At 60.3% G+C, this 20,752-nt stretch carries 21 protein-coding genes; 15 read left to right on the top strand and 6 right to left on the bottom strand.

The features are described from left to right. Positions 1 to 23: 23 nt before the first annotated feature. From MOV76_RS23985 to oiaX, 4 genes are all read right to left on the bottom strand, one after another. A complete protein-coding gene (locus tag MOV76_RS23985; RefSeq protein WP_018245453.1) occupies positions 24 to 965 on the bottom strand; it encodes a D-ribose ABC transporter substrate-binding protein in 942 nt (313 codons plus the stop codon). Between the two features lie 100 nt (positions 966 to 1,065). Further along, positions 1,066 to 1,893 (bottom strand): phosphogluconate dehydrogenase C-terminal domain-containing protein, encoded by an 828-nt coding sequence (locus tag MOV76_RS23990; RefSeq protein ID WP_018245452.1) that lies wholly within the window; start codon positions 1,891 to 1,893, stop codon positions 1,066 to 1,068. Between the two features lie 130 nt (positions 1,894 to 2,023). Beyond that, the gene (locus tag MOV76_RS23995) at positions 2,024 to 3,361 is read right to left on the bottom strand and encodes a four-carbon acid sugar kinase family protein (protein WP_247265438.1); all 1,338 of its coding nucleotides are present in this window, start codon (positions 3,359 to 3,361) and stop codon (positions 2,024 to 2,026) included. 5 nt (positions 3,362 to 3,366) lie between these two features. Further along, a complete protein-coding gene (gene oiaX, locus MOV76_RS24000) occupies positions 3,367 to 4,623 on the bottom strand; it encodes a 3-oxo-isoapionate-4-phosphate decarboxylase OiaX (protein WP_247265427.1) in 1,257 nt (418 codons plus the stop codon). A gap of 176 nt (positions 4,624 to 4,799) precedes the next feature. Between oiaX and MOV76_RS24005 the strand changes: the two genes are divergently transcribed. Further along, complete coding sequence (locus MOV76_RS24005) at positions 4,800 to 5,504, top strand: transcriptional regulator NanR (RefSeq protein ID WP_247265428.1); 705 nt, start codon at positions 4,800 to 4,802, stop codon at positions 5,502 to 5,504. A gap of 39 nt (positions 5,505 to 5,543) precedes the next feature. Here MOV76_RS24005 and MOV76_RS24010 read toward each other — a convergent pair whose 3' ends face one another. Together MOV76_RS24010 and MOV76_RS24015 are read right to left on the bottom strand one after the other, a co-directional pair. Further along, positions 5,544 to 6,251, bottom strand: coding sequence for a YafY family protein (locus MOV76_RS24010; protein ID WP_247265429.1), 708 nt, complete (start codon positions 6,249 to 6,251; stop codon positions 5,544 to 5,546). Positions 6,252 to 6,492: 241 nt separating this feature from the next. Next, the gene (locus tag MOV76_RS24015) at positions 6,493 to 6,870 is read right to left on the bottom strand and encodes a nuclear transport factor 2 family protein (RefSeq protein ID WP_247265430.1); all 378 of its coding nucleotides are present in this window, start codon (positions 6,868 to 6,870) and stop codon (positions 6,493 to 6,495) included. Between the two features lie 246 nt (positions 6,871 to 7,116). Here MOV76_RS24015 and MOV76_RS24020 point away from each other — a divergent pair, with 246 nt between their 5' ends. From MOV76_RS24020 to MOV76_RS24085, 14 genes are all read left to right on the top strand, one after another. Next, a complete protein-coding gene (locus MOV76_RS24020) occupies positions 7,117 to 7,422 on the top strand; it encodes a hypothetical protein (protein ID WP_247265431.1) in 306 nt (101 codons plus the stop codon). 187 nt (positions 7,423 to 7,609) lie between these two features. Then, complete coding sequence (locus MOV76_RS24025) at positions 7,610 to 8,368, top strand: FadR/GntR family transcriptional regulator (RefSeq protein ID WP_018245447.1); 759 nt, start codon at positions 7,610 to 7,612, stop codon at positions 8,366 to 8,368. A gap of 23 nt (positions 8,369 to 8,391) precedes the next feature. After that, on the top strand, positions 8,392 to 9,366 hold the full coding sequence (locus MOV76_RS24030; RefSeq protein ID WP_018245446.1) for a sialic acid TRAP transporter substrate-binding protein SiaP: 975 nt from the start codon (positions 8,392 to 8,394) through the stop codon (positions 9,364 to 9,366). A 117-nt stretch (positions 9,367 to 9,483) separates the two neighbouring features. After that, on the top strand, positions 9,484 to 10,056 hold the full coding sequence (locus MOV76_RS24035) for a TRAP transporter small permease (RefSeq protein WP_018245445.1): 573 nt from the start codon (positions 9,484 to 9,486) through the stop codon (positions 10,054 to 10,056). Positions 10,057 to 10,060: 4 nt separating this feature from the next. Next, complete coding sequence (locus tag MOV76_RS24040) at positions 10,061 to 11,467, top strand: TRAP transporter large permease (RefSeq protein ID WP_018480472.1); 1,407 nt, start codon at positions 10,061 to 10,063, stop codon at positions 11,465 to 11,467. An 11-nt stretch (positions 11,468 to 11,478) separates the two neighbouring features. Then, positions 11,479 to 12,513: an L-idonate 5-dehydrogenase gene (locus MOV76_RS24045; protein WP_247265432.1), complete on the top strand. Its 1,035-nt coding sequence runs from the start codon at positions 11,479 to 11,481 to the stop codon at positions 12,511 to 12,513. 361 nt (positions 12,514 to 12,874) lie between these two features. Next, positions 12,875 to 14,068, top strand: coding sequence for an ABC transporter substrate-binding protein (locus MOV76_RS24050; protein WP_018444574.1), 1,194 nt, complete (start codon positions 12,875 to 12,877; stop codon positions 14,066 to 14,068). 21 nt (positions 14,069 to 14,089) lie between these two features. After that, positions 14,090 to 14,962: a branched-chain amino acid ABC transporter permease gene (locus tag MOV76_RS24055; protein WP_247265433.1), complete on the top strand. Its 873-nt coding sequence runs from the start codon at positions 14,090 to 14,092 to the stop codon at positions 14,960 to 14,962. Positions 14,963 to 15,005: 43 nt separating this feature from the next. Beyond that, positions 15,006 to 15,992: a branched-chain amino acid ABC transporter permease gene (locus tag MOV76_RS24060; protein WP_247265434.1), complete on the top strand. Its 987-nt coding sequence runs from the start codon at positions 15,006 to 15,008 to the stop codon at positions 15,990 to 15,992. Continuing rightward, positions 15,989 to 16,762, top strand: coding sequence for an ABC transporter ATP-binding protein (locus MOV76_RS24065; RefSeq protein ID WP_018444571.1), 774 nt, complete (start codon positions 15,989 to 15,991; stop codon positions 16,760 to 16,762). The genes MOV76_RS24060 and MOV76_RS24065 overlap by 4 nt, the downstream gene beginning before the upstream one ends. Continuing rightward, positions 16,752 to 17,495 (top strand): ABC transporter ATP-binding protein, encoded by a 744-nt coding sequence (locus MOV76_RS24070; RefSeq protein WP_247265435.1) that lies wholly within the window; start codon positions 16,752 to 16,754, stop codon positions 17,493 to 17,495. The genes MOV76_RS24065 and MOV76_RS24070 overlap by 11 nt, the downstream gene beginning before the upstream one ends. 42 nt (positions 17,496 to 17,537) lie before the next feature. Further along, the gene (locus tag MOV76_RS24075) at positions 17,538 to 18,746 is read left to right on the top strand and encodes an aspartate transaminase (RefSeq protein ID WP_247265436.1); all 1,209 of its coding nucleotides are present in this window, start codon (positions 17,538 to 17,540) and stop codon (positions 18,744 to 18,746) included. A gap of 77 nt (positions 18,747 to 18,823) precedes the next feature. Continuing rightward, complete coding sequence (nac, locus tag MOV76_RS24080; RefSeq protein WP_018245436.1) at positions 18,824 to 19,762, top strand: nitrogen assimilation transcriptional regulator NAC; 939 nt, start codon at positions 18,824 to 18,826, stop codon at positions 19,760 to 19,762. Between the two features lie 193 nt (positions 19,763 to 19,955). Then, positions 19,956 to 20,752: hydantoinase/oxoprolinase family protein (locus MOV76_RS24085; RefSeq protein WP_247265437.1), on the top strand; the 797-nt coding region annotated here is incomplete at its 3' end.

Consider the following 20,752-nt stretch of genomic DNA (forward strand, 5'->3'; position numbering starts at 1 on the left):
CGCCCTCTGCAATTCGCGGCTGATCAGTTCGTCAGGGCGAAGGTTTCGAGCTTGCCGGAGTTGTCGGCGTTGATGAGAACGCAATCCATCAACTGCTTCTCTTCCTTTGGCGTCGTCTTGTTCTTGATGTAGGCGTCGGCCTGTTCTACCGCGAGCTGAGCCTGCGCATAGGCCGGCTGCAGCACTGTCGCCTTGATGCCGCCCGACTTGATGGAGTCGCGCACGTCGTTGGAGCCATCGAAGCCGACGACGATCACGTCCTTGCGGCCGGCCGCCTGCAGCGCTGCGATTGCGCCCATTGCCATGGTGTCGTTCCCTGAAATGACGCCCTTGATGTCGGGATTTGCCTGGAGGATGGTTTCCATCTTCGAATAGGCTTCCGTCTGGCTCCAGTTGGCCGACTGCTTGGCGACGGACTTCAGGTCCGGGTAGTCGTCGATGACGTCGTGATAGCCTTGCGAGCGGATGCCGGCATTGGTGTCGGACTCCTTGCCCACCAGCTCGACGTAATTGCCCTTCTCGCCCATCAGCTTGACGAATTCCTGCGCCCCGAGCTGGGCGCCCTGGTAGTTGTTCGAGACGATCTGGGCAACGGCAACGCCGGTCGCGTTGATTTCGCGGTCGATCAGGAAGGAGGGGATGCCCGCATCCTTTGCCTTCTTGACGGCCGCGACGGAGGCGTCGGCTCCGGCATTATCGAGAATGATCGCCTTGGCGCCGCGCCCGATCGCCGTGTCGATCATTTCGGATTGCTTGTTGGCGTCGTCGTCATGCGTCATGAGCAGCGTCTCGTAGCCGAGCTCCTTGGCCTTGGCTTCAGCGCCGACGGCTTCGGCCTTGAAGAAGGGATTGTCATGCGCCGGCGTGATGATGGCGATGAGATCGGCCGAAAAGGCCGGAAGAGCCGTACCAAGCGCGAGGGCGCCGGCAAAAGCTGCAAGTGTCAGTCTGCGCGTCAGTTTCATATTTTCCTCCCTGTTGTGAATGAAGCCCCGACTCCCCGGAGCGGCTAACCCCGTCTCCTCGGGGCAGTTGAAGGGGGAGGGCTCGCCTCCCCATGCCGGTTCAGGTGATGCGCCGGATGCTTTCGGCGATCTCCTGCGGTTCGAATACCTTTTTCCAGTCGTCGCGCATCAGCGCCGGGATGCCGAACTCGATCGCCTTGTTGCAGGCATCCGAGAACACGCCGTCGACTTCCTTGAAGATGACCGCGCCGAGCACGTTCATATGGCCGAGCAGGAAGTCGCGGGCAGCCTGTTCAGGCACGCCGCGTGCCACGCATTCGTCCATGGCCTGCCGCATGACGACGAGCAGCGATGCGCAGACGGTTTCCGACAAACCCGGTTCGAGCATGGCAAGCTGGTCGACCGTGACCCGGTGCGAGCGCATGACCGGAGCCCAGATGAGTTTGGCGATTTCCTCGCCAAGCGCATAGGCGCTTTCGGGACCCTGCATGAGCGCCGAGACGATGTGCTGCTTGGCGAACAGGCCGCCGAAATGGTCCTTCTTGGCCTGCATCTCCGTCTCGTCGTTGAAGATCGGCGGATGGCAGGGATGGGTGACGAAGTAGGTAAGATCGTCGCGCTTCGGCAGGTGGCCGGCAAAGGGAGCCGCAGCGTCCAACGCGATCACCATCGTGCCTGATGTGAGCTTATCGACGATGCCTGCCGCCACTTTGCCGATCGCCGTATCCGGCACGGCAAGGATCACCACATCGGCGCCATCGAGTGCGGCATCGACGGGTAAGCAATCAAGACCGAGATCATTCTTCAAACGGGCCTTGCCTGCGTCGCTCACCTCGACATGGCGCACCTCGAAACGCGAGCCTTTGAGGTTTTTGGCAAGCCGGTATCCCATTTTTCCGCCTGCGCCGAAGAGGGCAATCTTAGTCATGTTTTCCTCACCTGTTCCGTTTTTGATAGGATCATATACTGGTATGATGAGTCAATCACCATATCACTACTTAATTGTTGGAATCACTTTTTCCGCGATCGCACATTTCTGCCGATGCCGGAGGAAACCATCAGTGCTTCCTCCCCTCACGGATCTGGACGAAATAGCCGTCCGTCCCGACCTGGCCGCCTTTGAGCGCAATCTGCAGGCCGTTGGTCGGCTGATAGTCGCCATGCGCCAGGCAAAGCGGAGAACCCGGTGTCTGGGGAAGCGGAAGAAGCGTCGTCAGCGCGTCGATCTTCAACTGCCTGAGTGCGTGACTGGACGTGTCGCCGCCGGCGACGACCGCACGCGAAAGCCTCTCGTTCTCGATCAGACGACGCAAGATCGTGCCGAGCGCGCTCCCGAGCCGGTGACGCGCACCCGGAAGCTTGTCGATGTCGGTGCCGCGGTCTGCGGATGGTCCAAGCGCCGTGTAAAGAATGACGCTCTTGCCTTGCCTGAGCTTCTCGGTTCCCGCCTCTACCGCAGCACTCACCGCGCCCTCGCCTTGCTCCGAGACCAGTGCAAGCGGATCGAGCGCGATACTCTCGAAGCCATTCTCGACAGCCGTCCGGATCTGGCGCTCGGTCGTCGGCGATACGCTGCCCGACACGACGGCGAGGCGGTCGGCCGGGCCGATATCGGGAAACTCGGCTTTGCTTTCGCCGATGAAGCCGCTCCGCCGCCATGCGCTGAGCAGGGCATATTCGACCCCCGAGGAGCCGGCGACGAAGCTCCCCGAGCGGCTGGCGACACGAAGCAACTGCCGACCCGCGGCCTCCTGCGTCGCCTCGGAATCGACATCGATGAGCAGAATCCCCTCGGAGGCTGACGCCAGACCGTCGATACGCGCATCGGCGTCAGCCGCGGTGATCGCGATAAGATCGGCGACCAGGACGGGAAGGAGGGTTTGCTTCGACAAGTGAACGGCAAGGTCCGCCTCGTCCATCGGGGTCACCGGATGACGGCTCATGACAGGATGGCGATCGATGCGAAAGACCCGGCCCTGGTAAGCGGCAAAGAGGTTGCCGAATGCCGTATAACGCTTCAGTTGCGGCGCGCCGACGATAACCGGCACGACGGATTGCCCGAAGACCGAACGGCCTATTTCGATCGCTTTGCCGATATTGCCGATCTCGGGGCTGGAATCGAAGGTCGAGCAGACCTTGTAGTGGCAGATGGCGGCGCCAAGCGAATTCAGCCATTCGAAAGCGCGCGTAAGGTGCTCTCCCATCCATGCGGGCGTCTCGCTGCGGCTTGTCCCGGCAATGCCGATTGCCCGGCAATCGCTAAAGCGCGCGAGCAGTTCCGGCGTCGGAACATCGAGGAAGAGCACGGTCGACACACCGTTCGAGGCCAGGGCCTCCATCACATCGGTGGAGCCAGTAAAGTCATCGCCGTAATAGCTGACGAGAAGTCCATCCATCGCGGTCACGCACCCTTGCCGTCGCTAAATTTTGCAATCGAGGCGGCGAGTTCCGGGTGCTCCCTGGCGTAGATCTCCAGCGGGATGTCTGCGACTGCGGCCTGCCAGGCCTGCTGCACCGCGCGAACGCCGGCCGCCGGGCCACCGGGGTGGCTGACGATGCCGCCGCCGCAGAGATAGAGAAGATCGACGGTCCGGCCGGTTCGCTGATAGGTCTCCGGCGCCTGCCCTCCCCACTGGCCCGACCCGGCAACCGGAAGCGGGCAATCGGAGGCATTAAACAGCGGCGTACTGACGGCCTTGAAGGATGAGACGAAGCTGTCGTCCGGCTCCCAATATTTGACCCTGATGCCGTTGATCTGGAAATGGTCGACGCCCAGCAGCCGCCAGAACTGCTGGTAGACCTTGAAATCCATGCCGGTGCCGGGGTCGCGTGTCAGCACGTCCCAACCGTTTCGATGCGCGTGCAGCACCAGATTCGAGCGCTTGCGCAGAAAGCTCATGCCGCCGAAGCCGATCGAGTTGATGTTGACGACGGCGCAGTTACCGCCGGCCTTGGCGACGATATCGTGGTTGCGCATCATCTCGTCGGGGTCGGCATGCGAGATGCCGAAGGCATACATGACCTTCTTGCCGGTCTTCTGCTCGTGATCGAGGATGCGCGGCATGATCGCCGCAACGCGGTCCGTGAGCGGCGAATAGGCCGGGCTCATCAGTTTTTCGTCATCCTTGATGAAGTCCACGCCGGATGAGATCAGCTCGCCGACGAGTTCCGCCGTCTCGTGTGGCCTGAGGCCAAGCGCCGGCTTGACGATCGTTCCGATGATGGGGCGGCCTTCGACGCCGGTGAGGCGGCGGCTTCCAGGAATGCCGAACTGCGGTCCGGGATGCGCGCTTTTGAAGGCGTCGGGCAGCGTCATGTCGACGATGCGGATGCCGGTCATGCCCTTGATGGAATAAACGCCGCCGATCGCAATGGTCATCAGTGCCGAAAGATCGGTCCCGATCGCCTCCAACGGAAAGGCAATGTCGACATCGGCCCGATTGAGCAGCGTGCCGGGGGCGACCTCGGGCCAGGTCGGATGACGCGCATCTTCGAGTGGGCGGATTGCCAGCACGCGGGCGGCAACACGCGACTTCAGCTCTTCGGTTTCGCCGGGAACGGACACGAAGGTGCCGGTCGACTGGTCGCTCGCGATCTTGTCCGCCATCGCCTCGACGCTGCCGGGCGTTTCGATACGATAGGTCAGGTTAATCATCATGAAACGGACGGTTGCTCCTCTCGCCGCCACATTGCCATGGCGTCAACTCATGATCTGGTATAATGAGTATTCCAACTTATGAAAAGTAGAATCTTCGGATCCGCAATTTTCGCCGGCAGCTTTGTTCTCGACCCGGAAAACTGTTAGGAGGAAATATTTTGAGCCAGCGAGATGTGATGACACAGCCCCTCGAACAAATCGTCCGCCGGAAACTCTCTGACGAAGTGTTTGATCGACTTGAGCGAATGATCACGTCGGGCGAACTTCAGCCCGGCGACGAAATGCCCTCCGAGCGCGTACTGATGGAACGCTTCGGCGTCGGCCGGCCGGCGATCAGGGAGGCCATGCAGTCCCTTGCCAACAAAGGTCTCGTCAACATTTCGCACGGTGAGCGGGCGAAGGTCCTCAGGCTGACGGCAAAATCGATATTCCGCCAGGTCGATCTGACCGCCAAGATCATGCTGTCACAATCGTCGGACTCGTTGGAATACCTCAAGAGCGCCCGCATCTTCTTCGAGCGGGGCATGGCGCGGGAGGCCGCGCAGCGGGCCTCCGCAAATGATATCGCCGACCTCAGGAACATCATTGAACGCCAGCGAATGTCGCTTGGACGGGCCGAAGAGTTCATCGACGCGGACATGGAATTCCACACCCGCATCGCCCAGATATCAGGCAATCCGATCTACGTCGCCGTCAGCGAAGCGATGCTTGCCTGGCTGAAGGAATATCATACCGAGATGCTGATCTGGACCGGCAAGGAAAAATTCACGCTCGCCGAACACGACGAAATCGTCGACCGCCTCGCGGCAAACGACGTGGATGGCTCGGAAACGGCACTGCTCAAGCATCTCGAGCGGTCGCGAGCGCTTTACGCGAAGTAATTTTCACGAACTCGGCGATCGCCGTTGGCTGGCGCTGAATTAGCTAGTCTCCTGTGCTACCGCATCGCGTGCTTCTTGAGCCTGCTCCCGCCATTGCTTGACCAATTCCCGCCTCTTTCCGGGATAGCGATCGGCCAGGAGTGCTGCTTCGAGGATACGGTCGGCGCGAAACATCCGGAAATCCTGTCGCAGTTCGCACCACCCGGCGATGATCCGCCTAGAATCGAAGAAGGCGACCGCAATCGGCCATATGATGCGGTCGCTGTTGGCATCACTGGCATCTCTATAGATGATCCGCAGCTTCATCTGCTGCTGCATGGCCTGACGCAGGACCTTGAGGCTGATTGCGGGTGCCGGCAGCGAGGGGAAGCCGATATGGAGATCATTATCGGTCAATCCATGACGGAGTTCCGACGGGAGCACTGCTTCGATCTTGGCAAGGGCGTCCTGCGCCGCCGCGCGTAGATCCTCGTCCGTCTGACGGGTGACCCATTGCACGCCCAGCGTGATCGCCTTGATCTCCGCTTCCGAGAACATGAGAGGCGGCAGTATGAAGCCCGGCTTCAGCACATAGCCGAAACCGGGTTCCCCTTCGACTTCCGCGCCGATGGATTGCAGCAACGAGATATCCCGGTAGATCGTCCGCAGGGAAACGCCCGTTTCCTGCGCGAGATAGTTCCCAGAGACCGCTTGGCGATGGCGGCGGAGAATCTGGAGAATTTCGAACAATCTCTGGCTCTGGGACATGACCATATCTTAGCACAGCTTCTGTCGGAGCCGCCGAAGGGGCTTCGGAGCATCGGTTTCAATTCCAGGACCTTTCCGTTGCTCTTGCGGCCATGTTGCAGAGCCGTCGGCGTCTCTATCCCATCGCTCAACGGTACGATTTCGGAAACCGGAAGCCTCAGCCTACCCTCGTCTGCGGCACGGGCAGGGGTGCCCGTTGCCGCCTTGATGGTGATCATTCGAAAACTTCCGGCTAACAAGTTCAGTGCCGTTTGACCGTCGCCATGTACTCGGCAAACGGCGCCGAGTCGTAGATCACGTCGGTGGATGCGATCTTCCCGCCGCTGATCGTGATGAGCTCCACAGTGACAGCGTGCGGAACGGGATGGGTTTCGGCCTCATAAACGATGACGGCTTGATCATCATCGCCGTAGACCGCAAGAATGTTCACGCTTTTGATCATGCGCGCAAAGCCCTCGTGGAAGCGGCGAAACGCTTGCGTACCGTTCAGTTTGCCGATCGGCGACGTGCAGATGACATCCTCGGCTGAGACTTCAAGAATAGTGTCGATGTCCTTGCTTGCGATCGCTTCGACATAGGTGCAGGCAATTGCTGTCGCGCGCCCAGTGTGTTCAGCCATGGGGTCATGTCCTTTCGTTGGTGATGTCTGGCTGAAACGGTTCTAGCAAGCGCTGGTGACACGATATGTCAGCATTGGACGCTGCTTGGTAGAGATTAGGATGGATTACTATCAGTACATGTAGTGGGGCAACGCGAAGCTGCTGCTGGCAACCCCGTTTCGCCTATTTGTAAGCAGCACATGCGGAACAATGACGCGCCGGCGAGGTTCTGAATCATCACGCAACGATCCCAAGGAGGACGTCAGATGCGTATGAAACTCGTAGCAGCTTCGCTTCTCGCTATTGGCATGGCCACATCTGCTTTCGCCCAATCCAATCCGGCGCCGGCCGGGGCCACGATCGACAAGAACCACGTCGATCAGAGTGGCGGGAAGGTCAAAACACCGATGGGAACCGACACCACCACGACAAACTCCACGACCGGTGGCACGATGAAAACAGGCAGGACCAAGTGCCCCAACCCGGTCAACAACTCAAGCAATCTTCAAACGCAAGGCGGCACAAGCAACGCCACGCCTATGGACGAGGCCTGCGCAGCGCATAACAATTGATCACCTTCTTCGCAAAGAACCCCGCTTCGGCGGGGTTTTCTGCGCCGGGCTTCGCCTATGATCTGAGCTCTCCTTCTGAGTTTATGCGGCGGATTGACGCACAACTCTCGCGATGATATTCATATCCTAATTGGTCAGGCCAGTTGACCAGCTGCGCGCTTGAGGAGAGCTCGCCGGGGAGGCCACGATGTTTTCGCCTGTTGAATCACGCCGTCTTTATAGACAGGTCGCGGATCAGATTCGCTTGATGATCGCTAGCGGTGAGCTTGCCGTCGGCCAGCGGCTGCCGGCTGAGCGCGATCTTGCGGAGCAACTCTCGGTCTCACGCCCGACCGTCCGCGAGGCGCTGATCGTCCTGGAGGTCGAAGGCCTCGTCAACATCCGCATGGGATCGGGCATCTATGTGGTGCGCCAGCATGCAGCGACCGTCGCCGGGGCCGAGCGCGAGCCGGTGGAGGGGCCTTTCGAATTGCTGCAGGCGCGAGCCCTCATCGAATGCGCCATCGCCGAAGAAGCTGCAGGCCGCGCCAAGCCGGACGATATTGCTCTGCTCGATGAAACGCTGACGCGCATGGGTGGTGTGGTCAACGATGCGATCGCAGTGCTCGATGCCGATCGCGCCTTCCACACCGGCATTGCCGCCATCGTCGGCAATGCGACATTGATCCGCGTGACGGGCGAGATGTTCGACATGCGCATGACCCCATATTTCGCGAAGCTCGCCAGCCACTTCGAGGGGCCCACGACATGGCGCAGCGCCCTGGACGAGCATCGGGCCATTCGCGACGCGATCGCCGCCGGCGATGCCGCCGGCGCCAAGGCGGCCATGCGCGCCCATCTCACAATGTCGCAGAAGAGGTTTTCCGAGAGCTTCGGGGAGGAGTTTTCGGGGGAAGAGGAGCGCGGACGCAACAAGCGGCCGTCGAAAGGAACGACCAAGACTTAACCCAAGCTCGGGAGGAGAGAGCAATGAAAAGCAGACTGGCAACGATACTTTGCACCGCAGCCGCGATCATGGCGAGTAGCGCGATCGCGCAGGCCCAGACAGTGCTGAAATGGGCGCATGTCTATGAAACGTCCGAGCCCTTCCACACGGATTCCGTATGGGCCGCAGAAGAGATTAACAAGCGCACCGACGGGCGCTACAAGATCGAGGTCTATCCTGCATCGCAGCTCGGCAAGGAAGCCGACATCAACCAGGGCCTCAAGCTCGGGACCGTCGACATCATCATCTCGGGATCGAGCTTTGCTGCACGCGACTACAAACCGATCGGCGTGACTTATTTTCCCTATATCTTCCGCGGTCCCGATCACCTGATCGCCTACACCAAGAGCGATGTCTTCAAGCGTCTTGCCAAAGGCTATGAAGACAAGACGGGCAACCACATCGCTGCGGTCAGCTATTACGGCACGCGCCATACGACATCAAACAAGCCGATCGCCAAATGCGCCGATATGCAAGGCTTGAAGATCCGCGTGCCTGACGTTCCGGCCTATCTCGCCATGCCGCGCGCCTGCGGTGCCAACACGACGCCGATCGCCTTTGCCGAAGTCTATCTCGCTTTGCAGAACGGCACGGTCGAGGCACAGGAAAACCCGCTGACGACAATCGAGGCGAAGAAGTTCTACGAAGTCCAGAAGAACATCATCCTCACCGGCCACATCGTCGATCACCTCAACACCGTGATCTCGAAGACGCGGTGGGCGAGCCTTTCCGACGAGGACAAGAAGATCTTCGGCGAGGTCATGCAGGAGGCCGCCGAGCGCACCAGCAAGACGATCGCCGGCAAGGAAAACGGTCTTATTGCGACCTTCAAGGAAAAAGGCCTGAACGTCGCCGAGGTCGACAAGGCCGATTTCGAAAAGGCCGTGATGGAAAAGGTCAAGTTCGAGGATTTCGGCTACGAGAAGGCCGATTGGGAAGCAATCCGCGCGATCCAGTAAAACTCGCGGCGCGGCGCCTTACAGCGCCGCGCGTCTTTCAGACGCGCAAGGACGCTGTAACACTTTGGTTGCTGCAGGCGCCGCGCTCCTTCATTCCGAACTGGAACAGGGCCGATCATGTCGCAAGAAATTCATACGCAAATCACGGCCGAAGAAATCGGTCACGAGTTCGAAGGGCACGCTCCGACCGCAAACGTCTCGGACTACGCCATTGAAGACTGGATCACGCTGATCGTCTTCTGGCTGATGGCGGGTTGCGTGTTCCTGCAGTTCTTCACGCGTTATGTGCTGAACGACAGCTACGCATGGACTGAGGAAATCGCGATCAATTGTCTGATCGGCGTCGTCTTTCTCGGTTCCGTCATGTGCGTGCGCACGTCGCGGCATATCCAGGTGGATGTGTTCTATCACTATATGCCTGCAGGCCTGGCGCGCGTGCTCGCCACTTTTGTCGATATCGTCCGCATCGGCTTCTTCGCCTATGGCTGCCATCTGATGTGGCGCTACGTCGACATCGTGGCGGACGAGCAGATGGTCACCATCGATCTGCCGCGCAACATCGTCTTCTACGCCGTTCTCGTCGCCTTTGCACTGATGCTGATCCGCGCAGTCGTCGTCTTCATCGCCAATATGCGCCGCGGCTACTCCGTTCTGGAGCGCCCCGAAGAATTCCAGACCGTAGAGGGTTGATCCGATGCTACTTCTTCTTGGCTCGTTTCTGGTGCTGATGCTGGTCGGGGTGCCCGTTGCCATCTCGATGGCCGTCGCATCCGTGCTTTATATCGTCCTTTATGGCGTCGCGCCCGACATCATCGTCGCCCAGCGCATGATTGCCGGTGTCGAAAGCTTCCCGTTGCTCGCCGTGCCCTTCTTCATCCTCGCGGGCAACCTGATGAACTCGGCCGGCGTCACCGGCCGCATCTATTCCTTTGCCGTTGCTCTCGTCGGCTGGATGAAGGGCGGTCTCGCGCAAGTCAACATCATCGGTTCGGTCATCTTCTCCGGCATGTCCGGCACGGCGCTTGCCGATGCGGCCGGTATCGGCACGATCGAGATCAAGGCGATGAAGGATCACGGCTATCCGGTCGAGGCAGCGGTCGGCGTGACGGCGGCTTCGGCAACGCTCGGTCCGATTTTCCCGCCGTCGCTGCCTTTCGTGATCTACGGCATGATGGCGAATGTCTCGATCGGCGCTCTTTTCATGGCGGGCATCCTGCCCGGCGTCGTCATGACGCTGCTGATGATGATCACTGTCGCCGCCTTCGCCTATTGGAAGCGTTGGGGCTCGGACGCGCCGTTCGATGTGAGACAGCTGCTGTCGGCGGGGATGGAAATCGTCGTCGTCCTGGCGGTGCCGCTGGCCATCTATCTGCTGATGCAGGCGGGCGTATCGATGAATGTTGCGGCGGGCATTGCCCTTGCCCTGCTTCTTGCCCTCGACTGGTATTTCCGCTTCTCCGCCGTCATGGCGCTGATGACGCCCGTCATCCTGATCGGCGGCATGACGATGGGCTGGTTCACGCCGACGGAGGCCGCCGTCGCAGCCGTCCTCTGGTCTCTGTTCCTCGGTCTGGTGCGTTACCGTACGATGACACCCTCGACACTTGCCAAGGCAAGTTTCGATACGATCGAGACGACGGCATCCGTTCTCTTCATCGTCACCGCGGCATCGGTCTTTGCATGGCTGCTGACGGTGAGCCAGGCGGCGCAGCTGCTGTCCGATGCGATCCTGTCGATCACCGACAATAAATGGGTTTTCCTGATCCTCGTGAACTTGCTGATGCTCTTCGTCGGCTGCTTCCTGGACACGATCGCGGCCATCACCATCCTCGTGCCGATCCTTCTGCCGATCGTCCTGAAATTCGGGATCGATCCCGTCCAGTTCGGTCTCATCATGACGCTGAACCTGATGATCGGCCTGCTGCACCCGCCGCTCGGCATGGTGCTTTTCGTGTTGTCGAGGGTCGCGAAACTATCCGTCGAACGCACGACCATGGCGATCCTGCCCTGGCTGGTGCCGCTCTTCCTGGCACTGATCCTGATCACCTTCGTCCCTGCCGTATCGCTGTGGCTGCCTCAGCAGCTTGGACTGTTGAGATAAGGATGGACACCATGCGGACACGTCTGGCACGGCTTTACCAAAAGGGCGATCTCAGGATCGAGACCGATACGGTTGCGGCCCCTGGTCCCGGCGAGGTGCTTCTCAAAATGGCGGCCGCAGGGATTTGCGGCTCCGACCTGCATTATTATCAGGATGGCGGCTTCGGGCCGGTCCGGGTTCGCGAGCCGATTATACCCGGCCACGAGGCCTCGGGGACCGTGAGCCAAGCGGGCGAGGGCGTCGATCTGAAGGCTGGGACGCTAATGGCGGTCAATCCCAGCCAACCCTGCGGGCATTGCGAATATTGTGAGAAAAACATGCCGATCCACTGCCTGGAAATGCGCTTCATGGGCAGCGCGATGCGCCTGCCGCATGAGCAGGGCATGTTCCGGGAATGGCTGGTGGTGCCGGCCAAGCAGTGCTTTGAGGTTGGAGCAGCGACGACGGCAGCGGAAGCGGCTTGCAGCGAACCGCTATCCGTCTGCCTGCACGCGGCATCGCGCGCAGGGGATATTACAGGCAAACGGGTGCTGGTCACCGGCGCCGGCCCGATCGGCGCCCTGATGGTTGCCGTCGCCTCCTATCATGGCGCAAGCGAGATCGTGGTGACCGATCTCGCGGATGCGGCGCTCACCAGGGCCGAAGCGATGGGCGCCAGCCGCACCATCAATGTTTCCAAAAATGCCCAGGCGCTTGCGGAATACGAGGCGGGAAAGGGTTATTTCGACCTCGTCTTCGAATGCTCGGCCGCCGCTCCGGCCATCCGCGGCGCGATTGCCGCGATCAGACCACGCGGAACGATCGTGCAGGTCGGCGTCACAGGAGACGTCCCGATCCCTCTCAACGCCATCGTTGGCAAGGAGCTACAACTCCACGGAACGCAGCGCTTCCACGAGGAATTCGCGACCGCCGTCGAGCTGATCTCCAGCCGCAAGATCGATGTGCGTCCAATCATCAGCCACAGCCTGCCGCTCGAACAAGCCGACGCAGCCTTCATCCTCGCCGGCGACCGCGCGGCCGCCTGCAAGGTGCAACTGACCTTTTAAAACGCGTCGTGGAACTCACAACTCTGCTCGGCGGGCGATGAGCAATCGAATCCGCTCGGCCGACGCGTCTACGCGCACCTGGCTGCCCCGACGGCATTGCCGCCGCAGCCTTTCACGACGATTATATCACCCGACGGCTCATCCGGCTGGACGGTGAGCCGTTCCCGCAATGCCGAATCGATCGGTTCGCTATAAATAAACGCTATAGCGGCAGAGTGGAGTTGTGTTGGCCAGCGACGCTTTCCTGAACCTACTGTGACGGTGTCAGCGCTGGGCTGACACAACAAGAACCGCGGAAAGCGGTCAGGACTACGCTGGGCCATATGCCAAGCGTTTGCACCCGAGAACATGGAGTGGGAACATGAAACTTACCGTAAGCCGCAGAGCACTTTTCATTTCTACTGCAGTCCTTTCGCTGTCGGTTGCCGTTTCCGGCCTGCCAGCGATCGCGCTGGCAGCGGACGGGACGATCAAACTCGGACTTGTTGCGCCGATGAGCGGTCCGAATGCGCGCTACGGCGCATTTTCGATGCATGGAGCCGAACTCGCCGTCAAAGACATCAATGATGCCGGCGGCATCGATGGGATGAAGATCGAACTCCTCAACGCCGACAGCCAGGGCACGCCGGTCGAAGGCGTCTCGGCCGCCCGTCGTCTGATTGACCAGGATGGCGTCGACTTCATCATCGGCGATGTTTCCAGCTCGGTGACGCTCGCCATTCAGCCCGTCGCGGAAGATGCCGAAGTGCTTCTCCTGAATGCGGCGTCGTCCAATCCGAAGATCACCTACCAGGCCGGCGTCGGCGGCTTTAAGTGGACCTATCGCAACTATCCGACAGATGAGAACCGGGCGCTGATCGTCGCCAAATATGCTGCAGAGCAGCGCGGTTTTACCAAGTTTGCGGTGCTCTCGGTCGACAGCGACTATGGCCGCTCGGCGATCACCTTCACGAAGAAATACCTGCCTGACTTCAAGGGAGAGATCCTCAGTGAAGACTACTACAAGGAAGGCGAAGTCGACTTCCGCAGCGTTCTCGCCAAGATCCGCGACAATGGCGCCCAGGCCATCATCATGTACGGCCTCGCCGATACGACGCCCATCATCGCCCGCCAGATGATCGAACTCGGAATAGCCGGCAAGGTCGCGCTGATCGGTAATGGCGAGTTCAACACGGAAAAGACCATCAAGTCAGCCCCGTCGGCGCTCGAAGGTGCCGTCGAGGCCGCCGCATGGCTTCCGCAGTTCGACTCGCCCGAAAGCAAGGCTTTCGTCGAGAAGTTCACGGCCACCTACAACGAAGCCCCGAATAACCACGCTTACGTTCACTGGGATACCGTCAATCTCCTCGCAGCGGCGATCAAGCAGGCCGGCAGCGCGGATAAGGTGAAGGTTCGCGACGCACTCTCCAAGATCAAATATAAGAGCCCGGTCGGCGAAGTCACTTTCGACGACCACAACCAGGCCCGATTGCCGATGATCCTGCTGCAGATCGAGAACGGCAAGCCGAGCATCAAAGGTGCATATACCGCGGACATTCAATATCCTGCCAACTAATCTGCCGGGAGGAGTACGCCCATGCTCTCGACCATAGTTGAGCAATCTGTGAATGGAATCATCACTGGTTCCGTTTACGCAATCGTCGCCGTCGGCATGACCATGATTTTCGGCGTGCTGAGAGCCATCAACTTTGCTCACGGCGAGTACTACATGCTCGGCACATTCGGGGCCTGGTTTTCGATCGACTATCTCGGCCTGTCCTACGAAGCCTCGATTGTCGTGGGGGTTCTTGCGACAATCGCAGTTGCCTATGTGGTCGGGCAACTCGTCATGCGCCGGATGGTCGGCGCACCCGCGGAGTCGGGCGTGCTCGCCACCCTTGGCATCGCGCTGATCCTGCAGAACACCATCATTCTCGTCTTCGGCGGAGGCTACAAGTTCTTCGCCGGAGGCTATATCGAACCGGTTTCCATCCTGGGCTTCAGTCTGGCCCAGCAGCGCATTCTCATTCTCGTCGTCTGCCTGTTGGTGTTCATCGGCCTCGAACTGATGGTCAGCTACACCCGCCTCGGAATGGCGATGCGCGCCGTTTCCCAGAACGTCGAGTGCTGCAGCGTCGTTGGCATCGATGTGCCGCAGGTGGTGCTTCGAACCTTCATGCTGGGGGCGGCACTCGCCGCGCTTTCAGGTGTTCTGACAGCGCCGGTCAACGTCAGCGTGTATGGCGGCATGGGCGAACTGATCACGTTCAAGACGCTGCCGATCATTATCATGGGCGGTTTGGGGAATGTGCGCGGCACTTTCGTCGCGGCGATGATCCTCGGCGTTGCCGAGAGCCTGGTCGCTACCTATGTCGGCCTGCAATTCCGCGACACCGTCGGCTTCGCCACGCTGATCCTGATGCTGATGTGGCGACCGCATGGCCTCTTTTCGACGCAGGCGCGCTTCTAGCAGCTGCGCCCGCCGACCTTTCTCGAACGACCGAGGACTCGACATGTCTCTGACGGAAACCGCTCAACAGGCACGCAGGCGCGACCTTCGCATACCGCTCGCCGCAGTCCTGGTTGTCCTAGCACTCGCCGCGCCGTTCATCGGCAGCCGCTACATCACCCATTCCCTGATCATCGCCCTGATTTTCATGCTTCCAGCACACGGGCTCAATCTGCTTGTAGGGTATACCGGTCTTCTGTCATTGGCCCAGGCCGCGTTCTTCGGCATCGGCGCCTATACGGCAGGTCTTCTCGCCGTCACCTACGGAACGCCGTTCTACGTCAATCTCATCGCTGCTGGCGCCGTCTCGGGGGCCCTTGCCCTTCCGCTCGGCATTCCCGCCTTGCGTCTGCGCTCGACGTCCTTTGTCATGTGTACCCTGGGTTTCGTGATCATTGGCCAGGCCATCGCCAAGAACTGGATCTCGCTCACCCGCGGCGACATGGGTCTATCGAGCATTCCAAAACCCTATTTCGAACTAGGCCCGCTTTCGTTCACGGTATCAGGCACGACGAACTTCTACTATCTTGCCCTGATCATCGGGACCCTCGCCACCTTCGCCGTCTGGGCAATCGTCCGCTCGCCCGCCGGGCGCAACATGGTTGCGATCCGTGAGAACGAAACCCTCGCCGAATCTCTCGGCGTTCCCACATGGCACTACAAGCTGATCGTCTTCATGATCAGCGCGGTGTTCGCCGGGATCGGCGGCGGCCTCTACGCCTATTACCTGACGGTCGTCAGCCCACTGACCTTCCAGATGTATTATTCGACCACGATGCTGATCATCGTGCTCGGAGGTGGAGCGGGCATGATTTCCGGCACCGTGTTCGGAAGCCTGCTCTTTGTCGGGCTGACGGAGGCGCTGCGCATTACACCCGAACTGCGCATGATCGCCTATGGCGTCTGCCTTCTCGTCCTCGTTTTCTGGTTCAAGAAGGGCTGCGCGCCACTCATCAATCGCTTCTGGAATGCAATCGGAGGCGCGAAATGACCAGTCATCTTCCCCTTCTCGAGATCAAGAACCTCAGCAAGTCCTATGGCGCGGTCAAGGCTGTCGACGATGTCAGCATTCACATCGACCGAGGTGAGATCGCAGGTCTGATCGGACCGAACGGTTCCGGCAAGTCAACCTTCTTCGATTGCAGCACCGGACTTGCAAAGCCGGACGCCGGCACGGTGGTCCTTGATGGACAGGACATAACCGGCTGGTCCTTGAACCGCATCGCCAGGGAAGGCCGCATGCTGCGATCTTTCCAGAAGACCGTCACCTTCAAGTCGCTCGATGTCGAGGAGAACCTGGTCATTGCCGGTCAGATGTTCACCTTCCCCTCCATCGCATCGACCTTCGGTCTCGGAAAGATGTCCCGCCAGCGCATCGATGGCCTCAGGGAGAGAGCCCGCGACCTCATCAAGATGGCGGGCCTTTGGGATGTGCGTCATCAGCCGGCGGGCAATCTGTCGGGCGGACAGCAGAAGCTCATCCAGTTCGCATCTATGCTGATGCCCGAACCAAAGCTCATCCTGCTGGATGAACCGATGGCCGGAATCAATCCGAAGATCATCGAACGCGTCGTCGACACCATCCTCTATGCCAACAAGTCGCTCGGCGTGAGCTTTCTGGTGATCGAGCACAATATCGATGTCGTCACCAGCATCTGCCAGCGTGTCATCGTGCTCGACCAGGGAGCCAAGCTCGTCGAGGGCTTGCCCGGCGACATCATACAGGATCAGCGCGTCAGGGAGGCCTATCTTGGCGGGTAATTCGAACCTTTCAATCCGCGACCTGCGTGCAGGTTATGGCAATCTGGATATCCTCAACGGCGTCGATCTCGACGTGCCCGCGGGACAGTTCGTGGCGCTCATGGGGCCGAACGGGGCGGGCAAGTCCACGCTTCTCAAAACGCTCTACGGCATGACGACCATCAAGCAGGGAAGCATCGACTGGCGCGGCAAGAATATTGCGGGCTGCAAGTCGCGCGCCATTCTGGGCGAGGGGATTTCCTTCGTGCCTCAGGGGCGCTGCAACTTTCCTGTCATGAGCGTCGATGAGAATCTTCAGATGGCGGCCTATACCCTCCGCGACGCCAAGGTGAAGGCTGACCGCGATTACGTCTACGACCTCTTTCCGATCCTCAAGAAGCGGCGCGCGACACTCGCCGGCAATATGTCCGGAGGCGAGCAGCAACTGCTCGAAGTGGCGATGGCGGTGCTGCAGCGGCCGAAGGTACTGCTGGTCGACGAGCCGTCGGTCGGGCTTTCGCCGGCCGCCATCGGTATCGTCTTCGACGAGCTTCTTCGCCTTCACGCGGACGGCATGACGATCCTGCTCGTCGAGCAGAACACCAAGAAAGCCATGGAGGTGGCCCAGCGCGCGGTCATTCTGAGACTTGGCAAAGTCATCTGGGACGGCCTGCCGAAAGACATCACCCATGACGAGCTCGGCGAACTTTTCCTGACCGGGAAGATGCGCGGCGAAACCGAAGCCGTCCACTGAGGCGATTTCGCCTCTCAAGGAATCACAATCGAGGAAATCCCCATGAGCACTTTCGTGCCTGCATCGCGTGTGTCCAGAATCAAGGTTTCGCCAAGCACGGCTGCGGCAGCCCGGGCTCGCGAACTGAAGGCAGCAGGTCGCGATATTGTCGATCTGACCGTCGGCGAGCCGGACTTCGACACGCCTGATAACATCAAGGCCGCGGCGCACGCGGCCATCGACAGGGGCGAAACGAAATATACCGCCGTCAACGGCACAGCGGCGCTGCGCAACGCCATCATCGGCGATATCAAGCGCCGGCTCGGCCTCAGCTATGCGGACAACGAAATCTGCGTCGGCGGCGGCGCCAAGCAGATTCTGTTTCTCGCGCTGATGGCGAGCGTGGAAAACGATGCCGAGGTGATCATCCCCGCACCATACTGGGTTTCCTATCCCGATATGGTCATCGCCAACGAAGGCAAGCCGGTCATCGTCGAATGCCCGCAGGAAGCGGGCTTCAAGCTGACGCCGCAGGCTCTGGAAAAGGCGATCACGCCGAAGACCTTGTGGTTGGTTCTCAACGCGCCGTCCAATCCGACGGGCGCAGCCTATGACAGGAGCGAGCTCGAAGCCCTCGGCGAGGTGCTGCTGCGCCATCCCCATGTCCTCGTGCTTTCCGACGATATCTACGACCAGGTCTGGTTCAAGGACGAGCCGATGACGACGTTGGTTGCCGTCGTGCCGGAACTGAAGGAGCGTGTTCTGCTCACCAACGGCGTCTCCAAGTCCTACGCCATGACCGGATGGCGTATCGGCTACGCGGCGGGTCCGGCAGCCTTGATCGCAGCCATCAACAAGCTGCAGTCGCAGATGTCGTCCTGCCCATCGTCGGTCAGTCAGGCCGCAGCCGCCTATGCGCTGTCTTCGGATCAGTCATTCGTCGCGGAAAGCGTGAAGGTCTACAAAGAGCGCCGGGACTATGCGTGCTCACGGCTCAATGCCGTGCCTGGCCTCTCCTGCCTGGTGCCGGATGGGGCCTTCTATCTGTTTCCGAACTGCGCCGGTGTCATCGGCAAGAAGACACCCGAAGGTAAGACAATCGAGACAGACCTTGATTTTGTGCTCTATTTGCTGGATGGCGTCGGGGTCGCGGCGCTGCAGGGTGCCGCCTACGGGATATCGCCTCATTTCCGCCTCTCGATCGCAACGTCGATGGAGGCAATTACGCAAGCATGTGATCGCATCGAACGCGCTGTTGCCGGCCTGCGTTAACCGCAAAAGGCCGGTGGGACTTGCGTCCCTCCGGCCGCAGGCTTTACGTTTTCTCGTGAAACAAGAAGCCGGTGGCCATGAGCGTCGATTTCCGAAAATTGAAGAGCTTCGTAAAGATCGTCGATACGGGCAGCGTATCGCGAGCGGCAAGCCTTCTGCGGACGGCCCAGCCGGCGCTGTCGCAGCAGATTGCCGCTCTCGAGGCGCACTTCAAGCACAAGCTTCTCATCCGCAGCAATGTCGGCATTACGCCGACGGAAGCGGGGCTAATCCTCTATCGGCATGCGCAATTGATGTTGAAGCAGATCGAGCAGGCGCAGGTCGACATCGATCAGGCCGCCAAGTCGGTGGCGGGCCGCGTCTCGATCGGGCTTGCGACCTATTCCTCGTCAAGCGCCTTGTCGCTGCCGATCTTGAAGGAGATGAAAGCCAGGCATCCCCATATCGTCGTCCACATCAATGACAGTTTCGGCCAGATCCTGAGCGAACTGATCATGACAGGTAAGATGGATATGGCGCTGATCTATGCCGCCGCCCCGATCAAGGGCGTCACCCTGCAGCCATTGTTCCGCGAGGAAATGTTCCTCGTCTCCCCGCCGGGCATCCAACTCCCTGGGGATAGCAACGCGCCGCTTCCCCTCTCTGCCCTCCAGGACATCCCGCTGCTTCTTCCCAGCAAGGCACATCTGCTCCGGCGGCTGATCGACGACGCCCTGGCGAGAGCTCGGGCCACGCCTGATGTCGTCTCGGAAATCGAATCCGTCCCGGCTCTCAGCGCGGCGGTCCTCGATGGGCTTGGATCGACCATTCTCCCGGCTTCGGTGGTCACGGAGACGGCGATCTTTTCAGGCGCACAGGTGAGGGCGCTGACGAAACCGGTGATCGACGCGACCGTGTCGCTCTGCGTCGCCGATCATCTTCCCTTGTCGGAACCTGCCATCGCTGCACGGTCGGTTCTCCTCGATGTCGTGGGCAAGCTCATGAGCAGTCACCATCCCGGAATCAGGCCGGCCTAGCCGGCGGCCGATCCTCGCAACGGCAGTCTGACGGCACATCTCCGATCCGCCATAAGCAAACCCTATAGCGGCAGACTGTAGTTGTGTTAGCCAACGCGCCGGGCATTCCCCTAACCTCCAAGCAGACACCGGGTCCGGGCATCGGATCCGCATAGCGGCGCCTGCCGCGCCGAACAGTCGCTTCGAGGACAACATGGCAAAACTGGCTTTCGACACGGGCGGTACCTTTACCGACTTCGCGCTCCTGGACGACAAGGGCGAGCTTCACCTTCACAAGGTCCTGAGTACGCCGAAGAACCCGGCGGAAGCAGTCGTACAGGGTGTGTCCGAATTGCTGGAAAAATTCGCCGGCAACATCGCCATCGAGAACCTTCAGGTGCTGGGCGCCACCACCGTCGTTACCAACGCGGTCCTCGAGCGCAAGGGCGTCGAGACGGGCTTCGTCACCACCGACGGCTTTCAGGACATGCTGCGAATCCGCAACGAAGGACGCTACGACCTCTACGACCTGAACATCAAATATCCCGACCCGCTGGTTACCCGCGCAAACAGCTTCGGTGCCAAGGAGCGTATCGCAGCCGACGGTTCTGTCATGACCGAGCTCGAGGAAGAGACGGTGCGCGAAATCGCCGGACGCCTGAAGGAGAAGGGCATCCGCTCCGTCGCCGTCTGCCTTCTCCATGCCTACAAATATCCGCAGCACGAGCAGCGCGTCGCAGCGCTGCTGCGTGAAGAAGACCCCGATATCTTTGTCTCACTCTCCTCCGAAGTCTGCCCTGAGATGCGCGAGTTCGATCGCGCCTCGACGACTGTTGTCAACGCCTATACCAGGCCGCAGATGGCCGGCCACGTCGCGCATCTGCAGCGTGAGTTCGCGGCAAAGGGCATCGATCGCCAGGTCCTCTGGATGACGTCCTCGGGCGGGCTGGTGCCGAGCCGGCGTGCCGCAGAACTGCCGGTACGCCTCATCGAGTCAGGCCCGGCGGCGGG

The organism is Rhizobium sp. PRIMUS64 (assembly GCF_023006465.1).
Classification (GTDB): Bacteria; Pseudomonadota; Alphaproteobacteria; order Rhizobiales; family Rhizobiaceae; genus Rhizobium; species Rhizobium leguminosarum.

What these genes read in the sequence shown, in the direction of transcription:
- MOV76_RS23985 (WP_018245453.1), bottom strand. Translation starts at nt 965, where the DNA reads ATGAAACTGACGCGCAGACTGACACTTGCAGCTTTTGCCGGCGCCCTC.
- MOV76_RS23990 (WP_018245452.1), bottom strand. Translation starts at nt 1,893, where the DNA reads ATGACTAAGATTGCCCTCTTCGGCGCAGGCGGAAAAATGGGATACCGG.
- MOV76_RS23995 (WP_247265438.1), bottom strand. Translation starts at nt 3,361, where the DNA reads ATGGATGGACTTCTCGTCAGCTATTACGGCGATGACTTTACTGGCTCC.
- oiaX (WP_247265427.1), bottom strand. Translation starts at nt 4,623, where the DNA reads ATGATGATTAACCTGACCTATCGTATCGAAACGCCCGGCAGCGTCGAG.
- MOV76_RS24005 (WP_247265428.1), top strand. Translation starts at nt 4,800, where the DNA reads ATGACACAGCCCCTCGAACAAATCGTCCGCCGGAAACTCTCTGACGAA.
- MOV76_RS24010 (WP_247265429.1), bottom strand. Translation starts at nt 6,251, where the DNA reads ATGTCCCAGAGCCAGAGATTGTTCGAAATTCTCCAGATTCTCCGCCGC.
- MOV76_RS24015 (WP_247265430.1), bottom strand. Translation starts at nt 6,870, where the DNA reads ATGGCTGAACACACTGGGCGCGCGACAGCAATTGCCTGCACCTATGTC.
- MOV76_RS24020 (WP_247265431.1), top strand. Translation starts at nt 7,117, where the DNA reads ATGCGTATGAAACTCGTAGCAGCTTCGCTTCTCGCTATTGGCATGGCC.
- MOV76_RS24025 (WP_018245447.1), top strand. Translation starts at nt 7,610, where the DNA reads ATGTTTTCGCCTGTTGAATCACGCCGTCTTTATAGACAGGTCGCGGAT.
- MOV76_RS24030 (WP_018245446.1), top strand. Translation starts at nt 8,392, where the DNA reads ATGAAAAGCAGACTGGCAACGATACTTTGCACCGCAGCCGCGATCATG.
- MOV76_RS24035 (WP_018245445.1), top strand. Translation starts at nt 9,484, where the DNA reads ATGTCGCAAGAAATTCATACGCAAATCACGGCCGAAGAAATCGGTCAC.
- MOV76_RS24040 (WP_018480472.1), top strand. Translation starts at nt 10,061, where the DNA reads ATGCTACTTCTTCTTGGCTCGTTTCTGGTGCTGATGCTGGTCGGGGTG.
- MOV76_RS24045 (WP_247265432.1), top strand. Translation starts at nt 11,479, where the DNA reads ATGCGGACACGTCTGGCACGGCTTTACCAAAAGGGCGATCTCAGGATC.
- MOV76_RS24050 (WP_018444574.1), top strand. Translation starts at nt 12,875, where the DNA reads ATGAAACTTACCGTAAGCCGCAGAGCACTTTTCATTTCTACTGCAGTC.
- MOV76_RS24055 (WP_247265433.1), top strand. Translation starts at nt 14,090, where the DNA reads ATGCTCTCGACCATAGTTGAGCAATCTGTGAATGGAATCATCACTGGT.
- MOV76_RS24060 (WP_247265434.1), top strand. Translation starts at nt 15,006, where the DNA reads ATGTCTCTGACGGAAACCGCTCAACAGGCACGCAGGCGCGACCTTCGC.
- MOV76_RS24065 (WP_018444571.1), top strand. Translation starts at nt 15,989, where the DNA reads ATGACCAGTCATCTTCCCCTTCTCGAGATCAAGAACCTCAGCAAGTCC.
- MOV76_RS24075 (WP_247265436.1), top strand. Translation starts at nt 17,538, where the DNA reads ATGAGCACTTTCGTGCCTGCATCGCGTGTGTCCAGAATCAAGGTTTCG.
- nac (WP_018245436.1), top strand. Translation starts at nt 18,824, where the DNA reads ATGAGCGTCGATTTCCGAAAATTGAAGAGCTTCGTAAAGATCGTCGAT.